Origin of the sequence: Oharaeibacter diazotrophicus (assembly GCF_004362745.1) — a bacterium.
Classification (GTDB): Bacteria; Pseudomonadota; Alphaproteobacteria; order Rhizobiales; family Pleomorphomonadaceae; genus Oharaeibacter; species Oharaeibacter diazotrophicus.
Genome location: NZ_SNXY01000006.1, coordinates 656,520 through 674,572, shown reverse-complemented (window position 1 = coordinate 674,572; position 18,053 = coordinate 656,520). Strand labels below are relative to the sequence as shown.

12 protein-coding genes and 1 tRNA gene are annotated in these 18,053 nt (G+C 68.9%); 6 read left to right on the top strand and 7 right to left on the bottom strand.

Going from position 1 to position 18,053, the window contains the following annotated elements; genetic code table 11:
• Nucleotides 1–126: 126 nt before the first annotated feature.
• From der to gyrA, 3 genes are all read left to right on the top strand, one after another.
• Nucleotides 127–1,536, top strand: a complete 1,410-nt coding sequence (gene der / locus EDD54_RS03270; RefSeq protein ID WP_126536616.1) for a ribosome biogenesis GTPase Der — start codon at nucleotides 127–129, stop codon at nucleotides 1,534–1,536.
• 217 nt (nucleotides 1,537–1,753) lie between these two features.
• A complete protein-coding gene (locus EDD54_RS03265) occupies nucleotides 1,754–2,812 on the top strand; it encodes an HD-GYP domain-containing protein (RefSeq protein ID WP_165644309.1) in 1,059 nt (352 codons plus the stop codon).
• Between the two features lie 201 nt (nucleotides 2,813–3,013).
• A complete protein-coding gene (gene gyrA, locus EDD54_RS03260) occupies nucleotides 3,014–5,683 on the top strand; it encodes a DNA gyrase subunit A (protein ID WP_126541721.1) in 2,670 nt (889 codons plus the stop codon).
• A 99-nt stretch (nucleotides 5,684–5,782) separates the two neighbouring features.
• On the opposite strand, the gene EDD54_RS03255 is transcribed toward gyrA, so the two are convergent.
• The 3 genes from EDD54_RS03255 to prmB all read right to left on the bottom strand — a co-directional run bounded on the left by EDD54_RS03255 (nucleotide 5,783) and on the right by prmB (nucleotide 10,807).
• Nucleotides 5,783–6,787: a GSCFA domain-containing protein gene (locus EDD54_RS03255; protein ID WP_165644308.1), complete on the bottom strand. Its 1,005-nt coding sequence runs from the start codon at nucleotides 6,785–6,787 to the stop codon at nucleotides 5,783–5,785.
• 388 nt (nucleotides 6,788–7,175) lie between these two features.
• Complete coding sequence (locus EDD54_RS03250) at nucleotides 7,176–9,629, bottom strand: glycogen/starch/alpha-glucan phosphorylase (RefSeq protein ID WP_207620215.1); 2,454 nt, start codon at nucleotides 9,627–9,629, stop codon at nucleotides 7,176–7,178.
• A gap of 269 nt (nucleotides 9,630–9,898) precedes the next feature.
• The gene (prmB, locus tag EDD54_RS03245; RefSeq protein WP_126536622.1) at nucleotides 9,899–10,807 is read right to left on the bottom strand and encodes a 50S ribosomal protein L3 N(5)-glutamine methyltransferase; all 909 of its coding nucleotides are present in this window, start codon (nucleotides 10,805–10,807) and stop codon (nucleotides 9,899–9,901) included.
• Between the two features lie 297 nt (nucleotides 10,808–11,104).
• Here prmB and EDD54_RS03240 point away from each other — a divergent pair, with 297 nt between their 5' ends.
• The 3 genes from EDD54_RS03240 (at nucleotide 11,105) to EDD54_RS03230 (ending at nucleotide 14,862) form a co-directional block, all read left to right on the top strand.
• Nucleotides 11,105–12,301: a Tad domain-containing protein gene (locus EDD54_RS03240; RefSeq protein ID WP_165644307.1), complete on the top strand. Its 1,197-nt coding sequence runs from the start codon at nucleotides 11,105–11,107 to the stop codon at nucleotides 12,299–12,301.
• A gap of 393 nt (nucleotides 12,302–12,694) precedes the next feature.
• On the top strand, nucleotides 12,695–14,122 hold the full coding sequence (locus tag EDD54_RS03235) for a methyl-accepting chemotaxis protein (protein ID WP_165644306.1): 1,428 nt from the start codon (nucleotides 12,695–12,697) through the stop codon (nucleotides 14,120–14,122).
• A gap of 110 nt (nucleotides 14,123–14,232) precedes the next feature.
• Nucleotides 14,233–14,862: an FMN-binding negative transcriptional regulator gene (locus tag EDD54_RS03230; protein WP_126536628.1), complete on the top strand. Its 630-nt coding sequence runs from the start codon at nucleotides 14,233–14,235 to the stop codon at nucleotides 14,860–14,862.
• Nucleotides 14,863–14,929: 67 nt separating this feature from the next.
• Here the strand turns inward: EDD54_RS03230 and EDD54_RS03225 are convergent.
• The 4 genes from EDD54_RS03225 to EDD54_RS03210 all read right to left on the bottom strand — a co-directional run bounded on the left by EDD54_RS03225 (nucleotide 14,930) and on the right by EDD54_RS03210 (nucleotide 17,976).
• A tRNA-Glu gene (locus tag EDD54_RS03225) sits at nucleotides 14,930–15,004 on the bottom strand.
• Nucleotides 15,005–15,131: 127 nt separating this feature from the next.
• The gene (gene rsmA, locus EDD54_RS03220) at nucleotides 15,132–15,995 is read right to left on the bottom strand and encodes a 16S rRNA (adenine(1518)-N(6)/adenine(1519)-N(6))-dimethyltransferase RsmA (protein ID WP_126536630.1); all 864 of its coding nucleotides are present in this window, start codon (nucleotides 15,993–15,995) and stop codon (nucleotides 15,132–15,134) included.
• The gene (pdxA, locus tag EDD54_RS03215; RefSeq protein WP_126536632.1) at nucleotides 15,992–17,029 is read right to left on the bottom strand and encodes a 4-hydroxythreonine-4-phosphate dehydrogenase PdxA; all 1,038 of its coding nucleotides are present in this window, start codon (nucleotides 17,027–17,029) and stop codon (nucleotides 15,992–15,994) included. Before pdxA ends, rsmA begins: the two co-directional genes overlap by 4 nt.
• Nucleotides 17,029–17,976, bottom strand: coding sequence for a SurA N-terminal domain-containing protein (locus tag EDD54_RS03210; protein WP_165644305.1), 948 nt, complete (start codon nucleotides 17,974–17,976; stop codon nucleotides 17,029–17,031). Before EDD54_RS03210 ends, pdxA begins: the two co-directional genes overlap by 1 nt.
• Between the last annotated feature and the right edge of the window lie 77 nt (nucleotides 17,977–18,053).

Sequence of the window (18,053 nt, the reverse complement as noted above, 5' to 3'; positions counted from 1 at the left end):
GGCGGTGCGCGCGGGTCCGATCCCGCGGGTGCCGCCCTCGTTCGTTTCCGGACGATGCTCCGGACGTTAAGATGCAAGAGAGGGCCGCCCCGTCGCGGCCCCGATACGCGAGAGGACCATTCCGCCATGCCCGCAGAGGCCACAGTCGCCATCATCGGCCGGCCGAACGTCGGCAAGTCCACCCTGTTCAACCGGCTGGTCGGCAAGAAGCTGGCGCTGGTGGACGACACCCCGGGCGTGACGCGCGACCGCCGCATGGGCGACGCCAAGCTCGGCGACCTGCGCTTCCGCGTCATCGACACCGCCGGCCTCGAGGAGGCCGATCCGGCGAGCCTCGAGGGCCGGATGCGCCAGCAGACCGAGAACGCCATCCGCGAGGCGGACGCGATCATGTTCGTGATCGACGCCCGCAGCGGCCTGACGCCGCTCGACAAGCACTTCGCCGAAGTGGTCCGCCGCATGGAGCGGCCGGTGATCCTGGTCGCCAACAAGGCCGAGGGCCGTGCCGCCGAGCCCGGCCTCTACGAAGCCTTCGAGCTCGGTTTCGGCGATCCGATTCCGCTGTCGGCCGAGCACGGCGAGGGCATGTCGAACCTCTACGACGCGCTGCGCGAGGCGATCGAGGACAAGGCCGGCTTCGCCGCGCCGGCCGAAGCCGACGAGGCCGTCACCGGCGTCGCGGTCGACGAGGAGGGCAACGTCGTCGGCGACGACCCGGTCCGGCCGCTGCGCATTGCCGTGGTCGGGCGCCCGAACGCCGGCAAGTCGACGCTGATCAACCGCCTGATCGGCGAGGACCGCCTGCTCACCGGCCCCGAGGCCGGCATCACCCGCGATTCCATCGCCGTCGACTGGTCGTGGCGCGAGCGCGAGGTCAAGCTGTTCGACACCGCGGGTCTGCGCCGCAAGGCGCGGGTGCAGGAGAAGCTCGAGAAGCTCTCCGTCGCCGACGCCCTGCGCGCGATCAAGTTCGCAGAGGTGGTCGTCGTGCTGCTCGACGCCACCATCCCGTTCGAGAAGCAGGACCTGCAGATCGTCGACCTGATCGTGCGCGAGGGCAGGGCGCTCGTCATCGGCCTCAACAAGTGGGACCTCGTCGAGGACCGCGCCGCCAAGTTCAAGGAACTGCGCGAGGAGGCCGACCGGCTGCTGCCGCAGGTGCGCGGCGTCCAGCTCGTCACGCTCTCCGGCCTCGCCGGCCAGGGCCTAGACAAGCTGATGGACGCCTGCGTGCGCGCCTACGACCTGTGGAACACCCGCGTCTCGACGGGTCGCCTGAACCGCTGGCTGACCGGCCTGCTCGAGCACCATCCGCCGCCGGCCGTCGCCGGGCGCCGCCTCAAGATCCGCTACATGACGCAGGCGAAGACCCGCCCGCCTTATTTCGTGCTGTTCGGCTCGCGCCCCGAGGCGATGCCGGAGAGCTACATGCGCTATCTCGTCAACGGCCTGCGCGAGACCTTCGAGATGCCCGGCGTGCCGATCCGCATCCAGATGCGCGCGGGCGGCGACAACCCGTTCGACAAGAAGGACTGACCTCGGTCACGTCGAGCTCCGGCATGCCGGGGCTCGACGAAGTACCGACCCTCATCCTTCAATGTCCGACCGATCGCCCTTGCGCCGTGCAAAGAGACATGGTTTGGAACTGCAGGGCGATTGCAAAATTTTGCGAGACATACCGCATGGTCACCCAACATTAAGCAGCCGAGCGCAACATGCTCGTATCGCTGGTCGGGCATGGAGGGTTGCTCGCATGGTTCCCGTGGTGTGCCGGACGCCCGAGGCGGGCCGCCCCCTCGCGGCCGCGCTGCAGCGATCCGGCATCGACGCGCCCGTCTCGGTCCTGAAGGGCTCTACCGCGGTCCCGGACGGAGACGTCTACATCCTGCTCGACGGACCGGGCGTGCCCGTGGCCCGGCAGTTTCGCGAGAGCGTCGGACGTTCACCGGCGATGCGCAAGGCGATCGCCTACGCCGAATCCGTGCCGGCGCGCGACATCGCCGCGCTCGAGCAGCTCGGCATCCGCTACTACTGCAACGCCAACAACGGCCTCGGACATCTCTTCAAGCTGATCGGTCAGATCAAGGCCGACGTCCTGCTCGGTGCCCGCGCCCGTGCCGCCGAGGCGGAAGCGGTGGCGATGTCGGTCTTCCAGGCCACGACGTCGGCGCTGGATCTCTTCTCCGGACAGACAAGTTTCGATCACAAGTTTTATACCGACCTCACCTCCACCTACGTCGACAAGATCCAGGGCACCAGCCTGTTCCTCCTGGTCGACACCATCTCGCAGAACCACGACACCACGATCCAGCACTGCTCGCTGGTGACGACGCTCGCCACCGCCTTCGCGTCCTCGCTGGGCTTTCCGCACGGCGAGATGGAGCGCGTGTTCCTCGCCGCCTTCTTCCACGACATCGGCAAGTCGGCGATCCCGAAGGCGGTGATCGACAAGCCGGGCAAGCTCACCGACGACGAGATGCGGCTGATGCGCACCCACGTCACGGTCGGTCACGAGATGCTGCGCCGCTTTCCCGAGACCGCCGGCGAGATCGCCGACGTCGCCCTGCTGCACCACGAATACCTCGACGGCTCCGGCTATCCGCACGGTCTGCGCGGCGGCGAGATCCCCGACCTCATCCGCATCGTCACCATCGCCGACATCTACGCCGCCCTGATCGAGCGCCGCGCCTACAAGCCCCCGTTCTCGCCCGAGAAGGCCTTCTCCATCCTGCGCGAGATGGGCGGCAAGCTCGACCAGGACCTCGTCGGCCTGTTCCAACCGGTGGCGGAATCGATCGACGTGAAGACGTGAGGGCAGGGGTGATGCGCCACGTTTCGGCCGGATCGCCGGGATAGTGGACGAGCGGTCCCTTCGATTGGCCTCGCCGGCCGGAATCGGCTAGAAGGGGCATCGATTTAATGCAGGGGACGCCCTCTTTTGGCCGACGACGACAACCGACCGGCGGGCACGGAGCCGCCCGCCGACATCAAGCCGATCTCGATCTCCGACGAGATGAAGCGCAGCTATCTCGACTACGCCATGAGCGTGATCGTGAGCCGTGCCCTCCCGGATGTCCGCGACGGCCTGAAACCGGTGCACCGGCGCATCCTCTACTCGATGCACGAGAACGGCTACGAGTGGAACAAGCCGTATCGCAAGTCCGCCCGCGTCGTCGGCGACGTCATCGGTAAGTATCACCCGCACGGCGACCAGTCGATCTACGACGCCTTGGTGCGCATGGCGCAGCCGTTCTCGATGCGGCTGCCGCTGGTGGACGGTCAGGGCAACTTCGGCTCGGTCGACGGCGATCCGCCGGCGGCGATGCGCTACACCGAGGTCCGGCTCGAGAAGGTCGCCAACGCGCTGACCGACGACCTCGACAAGGACACCGTCGACTTCACGCCGAACTACGACAACTCGGAACGCGAGCCGTCGGTGCTGCCGGCGCGCTTCCCGAACCTGCTGGTCAACGGCGCCGGCGGCATCGCCGTCGGCATGGCCACCAACATCCCGCCGCACAATCTCGGCGAGGTCATCGACGCCACCATCCGCGTGATGGACCAGCCCGACGTCGAGATCGAGGACCTGATGGACATCGTGCCGGGTCCGGACTTCCCGACCGGCGCCCAGATCCTCGGCCGCTCCGGCATCCGGCAGGCCTATCTCACCGGCCGCGGCTCGGTGGTGATGCGCGGCCGCGCCACGATCGAGGAGATCCGCAAGGATCGCGAGGCGATCATCGTCACGGAGATCCCCTACCAGGTCAACAAGGCCGCGATGGTCGAGAAGATCGCGGAACTGGTGAAGGAGAAGCGGATCGAGGGCATCGCGGACCTGCGCGACGAGTCCGACCGCCAGGGCATGCGGGTGGTGATCGAGCTGAAGCGCGACGCCGTCGGCGACGTGATCCTGAACCAGCTCTACCGCTTCTCGCCGCTGCAGACCTCGTTCGGCGTCAACATGGTGGCGCTGAACGGTGGCCGGCCCGAGGTGATGAACCTCAAGGACGTGCTGGTCGCTTTCGTCGGCTTCCGCGAGGTGGTGGTCACCCGCCGCACCCGCTTCCTGCTCGGCAAGGCGCGCGACCGCGCCCACGTCCTCGTCGGCCTCGCCATCGCCGTCGCCAACATCGACGAGGTCATCCAGCTGATCCGCAACGCGCCGGATCCGGCCACCGCCCGCGAGCAGCTGATGACGCGGCGCTGGCCGGCACACGACGTCGCGCCGCTGATCCGCCTGATCGACGACCCGCGCCACACCGTCAACGAGGACGGCACCTACAACCTCTCCGAGGAGCAGGCCCGCGCCATTCTCGATCTGCGCCTGCAGCGCCTCACGGCGCTCGGCCGCGACGAGATCGCCGACGAGCTCAACAAGCTCGCCGACGAGATCAAGGACTATCTCGACATCCTCGGCTCGCGTGCCCGGGTGCTGGAGATCATCCGCACCGAACTCACCGACCTCAAGACCGCCTTCGCCACGCCGCGCCGGACCGAGATCCTCGAATCCGACGCCGACATGGAGGACGAGGACCTGATCGCCCGCGAGGACATGGTCGTGACCGTGTCGCACGAGGGCTACATCAAGCGTGTGCCGCTGTCGGCCTACCGGGCGCAGCGGCGCGGCGGCAAGGGCCGCTCGGGCATGGCGACCAAGGAGGAGGATTTCGTCGTCCGCCTGTTCGTCGCCAACACCCACACGCCGGTGCTGTTCTTCTCCTCGCGCGGCATCGCCTACAAGATGAAGGTCTGGCGTCTGCCGCTCGGCAATCCGCAGTCGCGCGGCAAGTTCATCAAGAACCTCCTGCCGCTGCAGGACGGCGAGCGCATCACCTCGATCCTGGCCCTGCCCGAGGACGAGGAGACCTGGGCCGATCTCGACGTGGTGTTCGCGACCCGCTTCGGCACCGTGCGCCGCAACAAGCTGAGCGACTTCACCAACGTGAACCGCAACGGCAAGATCGCGATGAAGTTCGACGACGAGGCGGACGGCATCGTCGGCGTCGAGACCTGCACCGAGAACGACGACTTCCTGCTCGTCTCGGCGCTCGGCCAGTGCATCCGTTTCTCGGTGACCGATGTCCGCGTCTTCAAGGGCCGCGATTCCACCGGCGTGCGCGGCATCGCGCTCGGCGAGGGCGATCAGCTGATCTCGCTGACGATCCTGCGCCATTTCGAGGCAGAGCCGGCCGAGCGCGACCTGTTCCAGAAGCAGTGGAACGCCAACCAGCGCGCGGTCACCGGCGAAGAGGCCGATCTCGAGGACGCCGACACCGACGAGGCCGACGAGGAGATCGGCGGCGACGCCCAGCTCTCGCCGGAGCGCTACGCCGAGATGGACGCCAACCAGCAGTTCGTCCTGACCGTCAACGAGAAGGGCTACGGCAAGCGCTCGTCGTCCTATCAGTTCTCGATCAAGGGCCGCGGCGGCAAGGGCAACAAGGCGACCGACCAGACCAAGCTCGACGAGATCGGCAAGCTCGTCGCCGCCTTCCCCGTAGAGGCGACCGACCAGATCATGCTGATCTCGGACGGCGGCCAGCTGATCCGCGTGCCGGTCGAGGGCATCCGCATCGCCTCGCGCGCGTCGAAGGGCGTGCGCATCTTCACCACCGGCGAGGGCGAGCGCGTCGTCGGTGTCGAGCACCTCTCGGACATCGGCGAGGGCGGCGAGGAGGGCTGAGCCTCTGCCAGCCCGTCGAGCCATGACCCGAAACGAAGAGGCCCGCGGCGTCGACGCCGCGGGCCTCTTCGTTTCGGGGAGCGGAATCGCAGGATCTGGTCAGCCGGTGGCGGCGAGCGGCGCCTCCTCGACGGCGTCCATACCCAGGCCGCCCATGTGGACCGCGTTGAAGGTGCGGATGATGTGCTGCGCCATGGTCGGCTTCACGTGGCGGCCGTCCTGCTGGAAGGTCTCGCGCAGGTCCGAGCACATCGAGATCTCGTAGGACGGAAAATAGTGGACGTCGTCGTGGCGCGCGCAGAACTCCTCGGCGGCGGCGCGCAGGATCGACTTCGAACGCATGTTGGCGACGACGACGTCGTCCATCGAGAAGGTCGCCGACAGCGCCACCGGCGACACCGAGACGATGATCTGCACCGGGTGGGGGATGTGGGTGCGGATCAGGTCGCGGATCGCCTCGAGATGGCGCACGTTCTGCGCCGCCGACAGCACGTGCACCTCGAGCCGAGGCTTGGCCGAGATCAGGTCGAGGTCGACGCAGGTGTTGAGATAGGCGCCGGCGTCAGGGTCGTACCAGACCTCGTTGAGGCCGAGAGTGAGGATCACCACCTTGGCCTCGCGGATGCGCCGGAACGACTTGCGCGCGGCGGCGCGCTTGTTCGACAGCGCGTTCATGTTGCGCAGCCGGTCGAGCGCGTAATAGTGGCCGTCGCGGTAGCTGCCGTCGGGCAGGGCGACCGCGAGGTCCTCGTCGCGCATCGGGCAGGGGTCGACGAGGCAGCGCTCGAACTCGCGCGCCATCGACGGCACGTTGTAGCGGGCGAGATAGGCGCGGATCAGGAACGGATCGTCCGGCGACAGCGCGCTCAGCACCTTGTGGCCGCGGCCGAGCAGCGCCTTCTCGAGTTCGAGCGCGAAGCAGGAGCCGATGGCGTAGACCGGATCGTCCGGCCCGAGCAGCACCTTCGGGGCGATCCAGGTGCGCAGGTGCCCGTTGTTGACCCGGCCGACGGTGGAGCGCCAATAGGCCGCCGGGTTGGCCTTGAGATTGGCGACCGCCTCCAACTGCGGAATGACGTGGAGCGGCTTGTCGGCGTCGGTCATGGCGGCCCCCGGGACCCGGACCGGCGCGCGGCGCACCGGATTCGCATCGCTCCAGTGTCCGGCCACAGTGGTTGACGGGGGGTAAACGAGGTGTCTCGGCGAGGTGCGGCGGCGGGTCGAGGCGACTTCAATCGGAGGGCGTTGGCATCGGTCACGGCAGGCAGAGCGTTCTTCACCGGCTCTGCAATTGAAAAGCCGGCTCATCACGTCGGGGATGCGTGCCCGCATGATTTCTCCGCAGGTTGCACTCCGGTGCCGCGCATCCTTCGCCGTCCGCCCGCTCTCCCTACCGAACCGCCGCCTCGAACGAAGAAGGCCGGTACCCCTGGGGATACCGGCCTCCGCGTCCGTTCCGATCCGCCGTGGGCAGAGCCGCCCGCCGCGTGCGTCAGAAGGTGTCGACGTCCCAGACGTCCTTGGCGTAGCCCTTGATGGTGCGGTCGGAGGAGAACCAGCCGACCTTGGCGGTGTTGAGGATCGCCCGCTCGGTCCAGCGCGTGGCGTCGCGGTAGTCGACGTCGACCTCGCGCTGGCGCTGGAAATAGGCCTGGAAGTCGGCCGAGACGAGGAACCAGTCGACGTTCCACATCCGGTCGAGCAACTCGTTGAAGCGGCCGGGATCGTCGGGCGAATAGGCACCGGCGGCGATCGAATCGAGCACGGCGCGCAGCGTCGGGTCGTTCTCGATGGTGGCGCGGGCGTTGTAGCCGGTCTTGCGGATCTCGGCGACATTCTCGGCGGTCAGGCCGAAGATGTAGATGTTGTCCGGACCGACCCGCTCGCCGATCTCGACGTTGGCGCCGTCGAGGGTGCCGATGGTGAGCGCACCGTTGAGCGCCAGCTTCATGTTGCCGGTGCCCGACGCCTCCATGCCGGCGGTCGAGATCTGCTCGGAGAGGTCGGCGGCCGGGATGATCACCTCGGCGAGGCTGACGTTGTAGTTCGGCAGCACCGCCACCTTCAGCCGGTCGCCGACGATCGGGTCGGCGTTGACGGTGCGGGCGACGTCGTTGGCGAGCTTGATGATCAGCTTGGCCATGTGGTAGCCGGGCGCCGCCTTGCCGGCGAGCACCTTGACCCGCGGCGTCCACTCCGCCCCCGGGGTGCGCCGGATCGCCTGGTAGAGCGCGATCGTCTCCAGGATGTTGAGCAGCTGGCGCTTGTATTCGTGGATGCGCTTGATCTGAATGTCGAACAGCGCCGAGGGGTCGACGTCGAGCCCGATGCGCCGCTTGATCTCGGCGGCGAGCCGGATCTTGTTGGCGCGCTTGGCGGCGGCGAAGCGCTCGCGGAAGGCGGCGTCGGTGGCGAGCGGCACCGCCTTCTCGATCTCCGAGAGGTCGCCGACCCAGCCGTCGCCGATGGCGTCGATCAGGAGGCCGCGCAGGCCCGGGTTGCACTCGTAGAGCCAGCGGCGCGGCGTGATGCCGTTGGTCTCGTTGACGATGCGGTCGGGGTAGAGCGTGTGGAAGTCGTGGAACACCGTCTGCTTCATCAGCTCGGTGTGCAGCGCGGAGACGCCGTTCACCCGGTGCGAGCCGATGAAGGCGAGGTTGCCCATCTTGATCTCGTTGCCCCACTCGATGATGCGGATGTCGTCGAGCGAGACGGGTACGTTGCGGCCCTGCACCTCGGCGAGGTGGTGGTAGTCGATCCACTCGATGATCTGCATGTGCCGCGGCAGCACCCGCCGGAACAGGCCGACGCTCCAGCGCTCCAGCGCCTCCGGCATCAGCGTGTGGTTGGTGTAGCTCAGGCACTTGCGGGTGATCTCGAACGCCTCCGCGAAGGGCAGGCGGTGCTCGTCCGCGAGGATGCGCATCAGCTCGGCGACCGCGATCGCCGGGTGGGTGTCGTTCATCTGGATCGCGACGTGGTCGGCGATCTGGCGGATGTCGTCGAACTCGGAGACGAAGCGGCGGACGAGGTCCTGCAGCGAGGCCGAGGTGAAGAAGAACTCCTGCTTGAGGCGGAGTTCCTTGCCCTCGGGCGTGGTGTCGTCCGGGTAGAGCACGCGGCTGATGGTCTCGGCCCGGATGGTCTTCTCGGCCGCCGAGACGTAGTCGCCGTGGTTGAAGCGCCGGAGGTCGAGCACCTCGACCGGCTTCGACGCCCACAGCCGCAGCGTGTTGACGTGGCGGCCGGTCCAGCCGGCGATCGGGGTGTCGTAGGCGACCGCGAGCACGGTCTCGTCGGCGTGCCAATAGGTCCGGCCGTGGCCGTCGAAGGAGATGTGGCCGCCGAACTTGACGGGATAGGCGACCTCGAGCCGCTCGAACTCCCAGACGTGGCCGGAGACCAGCCAGTCCTCCGGCTCCTCGACCTGCCAGCCGTCGTGGAAGCGCTGGCGGAACAGGCCGTGCTCGTAGCGGATGCCGTAGCCGTAGGCGGGGATGCCGAGGCTGGACATCGAATCCATGAAGCAGGCGGCGAGACGGCCGAGGCCGCCGTTGCCGAGCGCGGCGTCGCTCTCCTGGCCGACGAGGGCGTCGTAGTCGATGCCGAGGTCGGCGGCGGCCTTGCGGACGGCGTCCTCGAGGCCGAGGTTGCAGACGGCGTCGTGCAACAGCCGGCCGATCAGGAACTCCATCGAGAGGTAGTAGACCCGCTTGCGGCGGGTGGCGTAGCCGCGGCGGGTGGCGTCGAACCAGGCGTCGACCACGTGGTCGCGCACCGCCATCGACAGCGCCGTGCACCAGTCCTTCTGGGTGGCGTGGCCGGGATCCTTGCCGACGACGTAGGCGAGCTTCTCGACGATCGCCCGCTTCAGCGAATCCGCGTCGGCGGCGCGCGGCTCCGCCGTGGAGGCCGTCGTCCTGGTCATGTCCGGCGTCACGTTCATCGGCTCGTCATCCCTGATCGGCCGTCGCGAGAGGAGGAATTTCGGCGAACGGCGCGTCGGTCCGGAACCGTTTCGCGCAGTCGGCGCGGCTCGAAGTGCCGACCGTGCGTCACGGCGATGTCACGTGGACTGTGATCCGCGGAATGTGGCGTGTCCATAGGCATGGCGCCGCGGCCGGCGGATCCGGCCGGAAAATTCGCCATGGCGCCTCGCTCAGCACATAACTAGGCGCACTTGATGCCGTCGGCATGCGTCGGCGGCATATCTCTTCAGGCGACGCCGAGCGCCTCGGCGGTCAGCCAGAACACCTCGGCCTCGGATTCCTCGGTGTCGAGCCAGAGGAAGGGCAGGTCGGGATACTCGGCCTCGAGGATCTCGCGGCCGGTGCCGATCTCGCAGATCAGGCCGCCGCCGGGCGCGATGTGGTCGGGTGCGGCGGCGAGGATGCGGCGCACGACGTCGAGGCCGTCATGGCCGCCGGCGAGCGCCATCTCCGGTTCGTGCCGGTATTCCTCGGGCAGTTCCGCCATCACCTCCGCCTCGACATAGGGCGGGTTGGTGACGATGAGGTCGTAGCGCCGCCCGGCCAACGGCCCGAACAGGTCGCCCTGGTGGAGGTGCACCGTGTCGGCGCCGAGCGTCTCGACGTTGATCGCCGCAACCTCGAGCGCGTCCGGCGAGAGGTCCACGGCGTCGACCTCGGCGTTGGGGAACAGCCGCGAGGCGAGGATCGCGAGGCAACCGGACCCGGTGCAGATGTCGACCACCGAGGTCACCGCCTCGGGGTCGTCGATCAACGCGAAGCCTTCGCCACCGACGAGGCTGGACACCAGCAGTTCGCCGATGAAGGAGCGCGGCACGATCACCCGCTCGTCGACGTGGAACGGAATGCCCTGGATGTAGGCGCGGCCGACCAGATAGGGCGTCGGGATCCTCTCGTCGACGCGACGTTCGATCAGGCCGACGATCGTCTCGCGCTCGGCGCAGGTGAGGCGGGCGTCGAGCCAGGGATCGAGTTCGTCGATCGGTAGTTTCAGCGTCTCCAGCACCAGGAAGACCGCGTCGTCGAGCGCGCTCGAGGTGCCGTGGCCGAAGGAGAGCCCGGCGGCGTTGAAGCGCGACACCGCGTAGCGCACGAGGTCGCGGATGGTGATCAGGTCGTCGGCGGGGGAGGGCACGGCCGCGGTCGTCTCCGTTTCGGGTCGCGACCGTCATAGCCGACGGCGCGGCCGGCGAGAACCTCCCTACGGCGTGGGATCGAAGCGGGCGATGCTGCACGAAGGGCGGTCGACGCCCCGATACCGCAGGATCCACAGGCACTTGGCTAAGGGAATCTTCAAGAACTTGCTGCAAGCTGCATGTGTACCCGCCATCGTTGCCGGAGCCTCGTGTTGACGCCACAGCCGCCTGCCCCCCGTCCGCCGCGGTCGGTTTCCAGGTCGCTGGGTCGGCTCGCCGGGAACCGGGGCGGCGCCGTGTCGCTGATCTTCGCCGTGGCGATGCTGGTGATCATCGTCGCGGTCGGGTGTGCCATCGACTACGGGTATGCCGTCCGTCAGCGCGACTACGCGCTCGGCGTGCTCGACACGGCCGTCGTCACGGCCGCGGCCAACCTGATGGAGAGCCGCGCCGCCACCGACGCCGCGCGTACCAAGGTGGCGAGCGCGTCGGTCGACTCCTACATCGCCTCGTCGAATGCCACGGGCCTGCTCGCGGACGCCCGTACCGAGGTGGTGACGTCGGGCCTCGGTTCCACCGTCACCGCCACCGCCGATGTCTCGGTGCCGACTTCGTTCCTCGGGATCATCGGCGTCGACAGGATCGACTTCACGCTGTCGTCGTCGTCGGAGAGCACGTCGACGCCCTACGTCGACGTCACCCTGCTGGTCGACACGTCCGGCTCGATGGCACTCGGCGCCACCGCCGCCGACATCGACCGCCTCGTGGCCAACGTCCGCTGTGCCTTCGCCTGCCACGACAACCCGGGCGCCGATTCCTTCGCCTGGGCCGCCGCCAACGGGGTCACGCTGCGCTACGACCTGATCCGCCAAAGCGTCCTGAACTTCGCGGACTACATCGAGGACATCGACACGGTCGGCCACACCCGGGTCCAGATCTACACCTTCGACGATTCCCTGCGCCGCAACCTCGCCCTGACCACCGACATGGTGCAGGTCCGCGCCAACCTGCCGGCCGCCCCCCAGACGTCCGGCGAGACCGTGGGTGGAACACGCTGGTGGACGTATGCCGACACCATCCCCGGCCTGATCGGCGGCGGTGGCGACGGCACGTCGCGGGCCAAGGCGATCAAGCTCGTCATGATGCTCACCGACGGCGTGCAGGACCCGAACCGCACCTGGACCTGGGATACGCCGCTGCGCGACTACGTCCGCGAGTTCGATCCGACGGTCTGCGACACCCTGCGCATGCAGAACGCCAAGGTCGGGGTCGTCCAGGTCCCCTATCTCGATCTGACCGGGGACTGGGGCTACGATGCCACGCTCGGCATGCCCAGCCTCCTCGGCCGCAACGGCGACCGCCACGCCGACACCACCTACGCGCTGCAGCGCTGTGGCGGCGACCTCTACCACCTCGCCACGAGCGCCGAATCGGTCGTCGACAGCTTCAAGACGCTCTACGCCCGGGCCGTGCCGCCGCGCCTGTCGCGGTGAGCGGACGGGGCGCCGCCGGCGTCGTCGCGGCGATCGTCGCGTCGCCGCTGCGCCATGGTCGACGAGGTCCACAAGAAAACATTCGTACATGCGCACATGCGTCGAGTCCGGCAGTGATAGGTGGAATCGCGGACAGGACTACCGATGGTGGGTCGTGCCACCGCTTCAGATCTGACAATTTTACCGCGTATTCCGTGTGACCGACGGCGATAACCCGTGCACCGGTCGTTTGGGTCAACTTGAGCGATGTAACGGTAATCATTCGCAAATTTGGCGGTGATCCACATTAGCTTTCATCTTCATGATGTATTAATGCGCGAACTGTTCCCTAGGGAAGCAAATTTCCTTCGTGCTGGACGATCGGCCGGCACGCTTCTTCCCCCGGAGCCAGTCGTGTTCAACTTTCGTTCTGTCAAGGGAACGTCGGAGCAGTTCGACGCCATCAGCAAGGCACAAGCCGTCATCCGCTTCGACGCGTCCGGCAAGGTCGTCGAGGCGAACGAGAATTTTCTCCGGACGATGGGCTATCGCGCCGAGGAGATCATCGGCAAGCACCACCGGATCTTCTGCGATCCCGCCTATGCGGACTCGCCCGCCTATGCCGAGTTCTGGAACAATCTCAGGGCGGGGCGGATCCAGGCCGGCGAGTTCGAGCGGTTCCGCAAGGACGGCTCGCTGGTGACGCTGGCGGCTACCTACTCGCCGATGCAGGACGGTGCCGGCTTCGTCAAGACGGCGATCGAAGTGCCGTCCCGCCGCGCCGAGCGCCGCCGCACCGAGGCGCTGCTCGCCACCCTCGACGACCTGCCGATCGCGGTCATGACCTGCGATCCCGCGACCTTCGTCATCGACTACGCCAATACCACCTCGAAGACGCTGCTGCGCCGTCTCGAGGCGCACCTGCCGATCTCCGCCGACCAGTTGATCGGCAGCTCGATCGACGTATTCCACAAGCGCCCGATGCACCAGCGGGAGATCGTCGGACGCGGCGTGCCGCATCACGCGCGCATCCGTGTCGGACCCGAATATCTCGATCTCAGGATCAGCCACGTCGCGGGCCGCCCGCTGCTGATCTGGTCGATCGTGACGGAGAAGGCCGAGATGGCCGAGGAGCTGTCGGCGACCGTGGAAGGGCTGGAGGAGGTCGCCAAGCGGGTCGCTGCAGCCGCGGAGAAACTGGTCTCCACCGCCTCGCAGCTCAACGCCATGGCGTCGACGGTCTCCGCTGCGGGCGAGGAGCAGGCAGCGGCGATCGCCGAGGTGGCGCAGCGCACCAGCGAAACCGCGGTGCAGGCTGGCGAAGTAGGCGAGGCGACCACCGCGACCCGCGAACAGCTCCGGGAGCTCGTCACGGCGGTCGGCAGCATCGGCGAGGTCCTCGACGTCGTGAACAGCATCGCGGCGCAGACCAAGCTGCTCGCCCTCAACGCCACCATCGAGGCGGCGCGCGCCGGCGAGATGGGCAAGGGCTTCGCCGTCGTCGCGGCCGAGGTGAAGGCGCTCGCCGACCAGACCGCGAAGTCGACGGGCGACATCACCCAGCGAATCGGGCGGATCCAATCGGAGGCGACGCGCACCTCCCAGTCCGTGACGACCACGATCGACGGCGTCCAGCGGATCGCCGGCATCTCTTCGGCAGTCGCAGCCGCCACCGACGAACAGCGCGCCGTCGCGACCGACGTCGCCGCCACCATCGTGCGGGTCGCGGACGAGGCGGCGGCGACGCGCAGCGCGGCCGAGGTGGTCGCGTCGCTCTCCGAGGAGGTGAACCGCTTCGCCTCGGGGCTCGAGGCGCGTGTCCGCAAGATGCTGGCGGACTGACGCTTTCCGCACCGTCGCGGAACAGGAGTTTGCCGTCGGCGCCGCCTTCACGGTGCCGACGTCCCGGGCGACGATCGTGCATCGACCGTGAGCCCGGGGGATTCGGATCCATGTACGTGCCCGCCCATTTCGCCGAGACCGACGCCGCCGCGATCGCGGCGTTGCTCGAGGCCTTCCCGCTCGCCTGCGTGGTCGCGCAGACGGCGTCAGGGCTGGTCGCGAACCACCTGCCGCTGCTCGTCGGTGCCGACGGCTCCCTGATCGGCCATTGCGCGCTCGCCAACGCCATGCACCGCGAGATCGCCGAGGGGCAGGAGGTGCTGGCGATCTTCCGCGGCGACGATGCCTACGTGTCGCCGAATTTCTATCCGGGCAAGGCCGAGCACCACCGCCACGTCCCGACCTGGAACTACCAGGTCGTCCACGTCCACGGCACCATCGCGTTCCAGCACGACGACAAGGCCAAGCGCGCCGCCGTCGGCCTCCTGACCCGCCATCACGAACGCCGCCTCAACGGCGCCGACGCCTGGCGCATGGCCGACGCCCCGGCCGACTACATGGACCGGATGCTCGCAGCGATCGTCGCCTTCCGGATCGACATCGTCCGCACGCTCGCCAAATCGAAGCTCAGCCAGAATCGCGACGCCCGCGACCACGCCGGCGCGGTCGACGGCCTGCGCCGGACCGGCGCGACTGGAATCGCCGACGCGATGGCGCGGCGGTCGTCCGAGAAGGGCTGATAAGCAGGTTGCGAAACGGCTTGAAAAGCCGTTCGTCGCTCGTTGAAATCACAGGGAAATGTTGGGGTGGTACGCCCTACGGGAATCGAACCCGTCTCTCCAGCGTGAAAGGCTAGTGTCCTAACCGATAGACGAAGGGCGCCCAACGGGGCGGCTTATAGTGGGGTTCGGGCCGGCTGGCAAGGGCGTCGTCGGAACGTCCCGCGGCACGTCGGCTCGCGGGACCGATCGGGCCGTCTTCCACGTCGAAACGGCGCTCGACCGCGGCCTCAGCCCCCGGGCGCGCGCCCGCCGCGCAGCTTGTCCCAGGCGTTGGCGAGGGCGACGAAGCCGGCGACCGGGACGGTCTCGGCGCGGACGGTCGGGTCGAGGCCGGCCGATTCGACCAGGGCGGCGACATCGACGCCGAGCGCCTTCAGGCTCTGGCGCAGCATCTTGCGGCGCTGCCCGAAGGCGGCGGCGGTGACGGCCTCGAGGCTCTCGCGCCGGCACGGCAGCGGCGCCGGCCGCGGCTCGAAGTGCACCACGGTCGAGGTCACCTTCGGCGGCGGCACGAAGGCCTTGGGCGAGATGTCGAACATCTGCGTGGCGATCGCCCGCCAGCCGGTCAGCACGGCGAGGCGGCCGTAGGCGTCGTCGCCGGGCGCCGCGGTGATGCGGTCGGCGACCTCCTTCTGGAACATCAGCACCATGACGCGCCAGCGCGGCGGCCACGGCTCGGCCGAGAGCCAGCCGGTCAGGAGCGGCGTCGCGATGTTGTAGGGCAGGTTGGCGACGATCGCGACCGGGCCGTCGCCGAGCGCCGCGGTGTCGATGGCGAGGGCGTCGCCCTCGATCACGTCGAGCCGGCCCGGATAATGCGCGGCGACCTCCTCCAGCGCGGCGATGGCGCGCCGGTCGCGCTCGACCGCGACCACGCGGCCGGCGCCGACCGCGAGCAGCGCGCGCGTCAGGCCGCCGGGACCCGGACCGACTTCGACCACCGCGAGGTCGTCGATGCGGCCGGCGGTGCGGGCGATGCGGGCGGTGAGGTTGAGGTCGAGCAGGAAGTTCTGGCCGAGGCTCTTCAGGGCCTGGAGGCCGTGGCGCTCGATCACCTCGCGCAGGGGCGGCAGGTCGTCGATTTGACTCACGTCGGCGCTCCCGTCCGGCCGGTCGCCGCCATCCGGCCGGCGAGCGCCAGTGCCGCCACCATGCTGGCGGGATCGGCGACACCGCGGCCGGCGATGTCGAGCGCGGTGCCGTGGTCGGGCGAGGTGCGCACGAAGGGCAGGCCGAGCGTGACGTTGACGGTCTCGTCGAAGGCGATCGTCTTCACCGGGATCAGCACCTGGTCGTGGTACATGCCGAGCACGACGTCGTAGCCGGTGCGGGCGCGGCGGTGGAACAGCGTGTCGGACGGGTACGGGCCGGAGGCACGGATGCCGAGGGCCTTCAGATCCGCCACCGCCGGGCCGACGATCTCGAGGTCCTCGCGCCCCATGGTGCCGTCCTCGCCGGCGTGCGGGTTGAGGCCGGCGACGGCGATCCGCGGGTCGGCGATCCCGAATCGGCGGGCGAGGTCGCCGGCGACGATGCGGCCGACCGCGACGATGCGCTCGCGGGTCAGGAGCCGCGGCACGTCCTTCAGCGCGACGTGGACCGTGACCGGCACGGTGGAGAGCTCGGGCCCGGCCAGCATCATCACCGGGTCGCAGGGCGCGCCCGGCCAGTGGCGCGCGGCGACGGCGCCGAGGAACTCGGTGTGGCCGGGGAAGGCGAAGCCGGCGGCGTAGAGGTTGGATTTCTGGATCGGCGCGGTCACCACCGCGCCGGCGCGGCCGTCCCGCACGTGGGCGACGGCGGTCTCGATCGCGGCGATCACCGCGGCGGCGTCGGCGGGATCGGGCCGGCCCGGCCGGTCGCCCATGGCGCCGTCGACCGCCACCACGGGCAGGGCGTCGGCGAATTGCGCGGCGGCCGTCTCGGGCTCGACCACGGCGATCGGAACCGCGATGCCGGCACGGGCGAGGCGCGCGGCGACGAAGGCGGGATCGGCGAGGAGGTAGAAGGGCTCCAGTCCGGCCACGGCACGGCGCGCCCAGGCCATGGCGACGACCTCGGCGCCGATGCCGGCGGGCTCGCCGACGGAAACCGCCAGCGGCGGCGCGGCCGGGTCCGCGGTCATCAGCGGTAGGTGATGTTGGCCTTCTGACGCAGCTCCTGCGTCAGCTGGTCGGACACCTTCTTGCCCTGGTCGTTGAGCGTCTCGGCGTCGAGGCCGGCGGAGACCGCGCTCTCGCCCTGCACCTTGATCTTCTGGCAGACCGCGAACATCTCGATGCCGTTGTCGGCGACCGACGGCTTGGTCAGACCGCCCTCGGGCGTTTCCTTGAGCATGTCGCGGAAGCCGGCGGGAACCTCGCTGGCGAGCTTGCGTCCGACGTTGAGCACCGCGACCTCGCGGAGCTGCTTGGCGAGCGCGATGCCGCTGTCGCAGCCCTTGAAGCGGGCGCGCAGGTTCTCGGCCTCCTTGCGGCGGCGGTCGACGTCCGCCGCGCCGGCCTTGGACGGCAGCGTGAACACGATGCGCTGCAGCACGTAGTCCTCGGCGGAGAGGTCGGACGCGGACTTCTCCTGCCGGCGCATCTGCGCGATCAGGTCGTCCTGCTCCTGGCGGACCGACTGCTGCACCTTGGCGCGGACCACCCGGCCCCAGGCCATCTGGGCGCGGATGCGGTCCTTCAGGGTGCGGATGTTGACGCCGGCGCCGCCGAGCGCCTGGGCGAACTGCGCCGGGCTCATCTTGGAGCGGCCGGCGATCTCCGAGATCGCCTGATCGACCATGGCCTCGGGGACGACGATGCCGCGACGCTTGGCCTCCTGCAGGCGGAGCGTGTCGTTGACGAGCTCCTCGAGGGCCGCCTTCTGCGCCGCCGCGGGGGCGAGCTTGTTGGCGATCTGCAGAAGGCGCGCCCGGTTGGAGACGTCCATCGAGGTGACGGCGTCGTCGTTCACCACCACCTTGATCGAGGACGACTGCGCCAGGGCCGGCGTCGCCGGCGCACCGAGCGCGAGAACGGCGACGGCCGCGGCGGCGAGGAGCGTCTTCAGGGGCGACGTCGGGCGCGTCATGTGTCCGTCCATGGCGATTCAGGGGCGATCGGGCCGTTCAAAGGTGAACGGTCTTGTAGATCAGGATGCCCGAAATT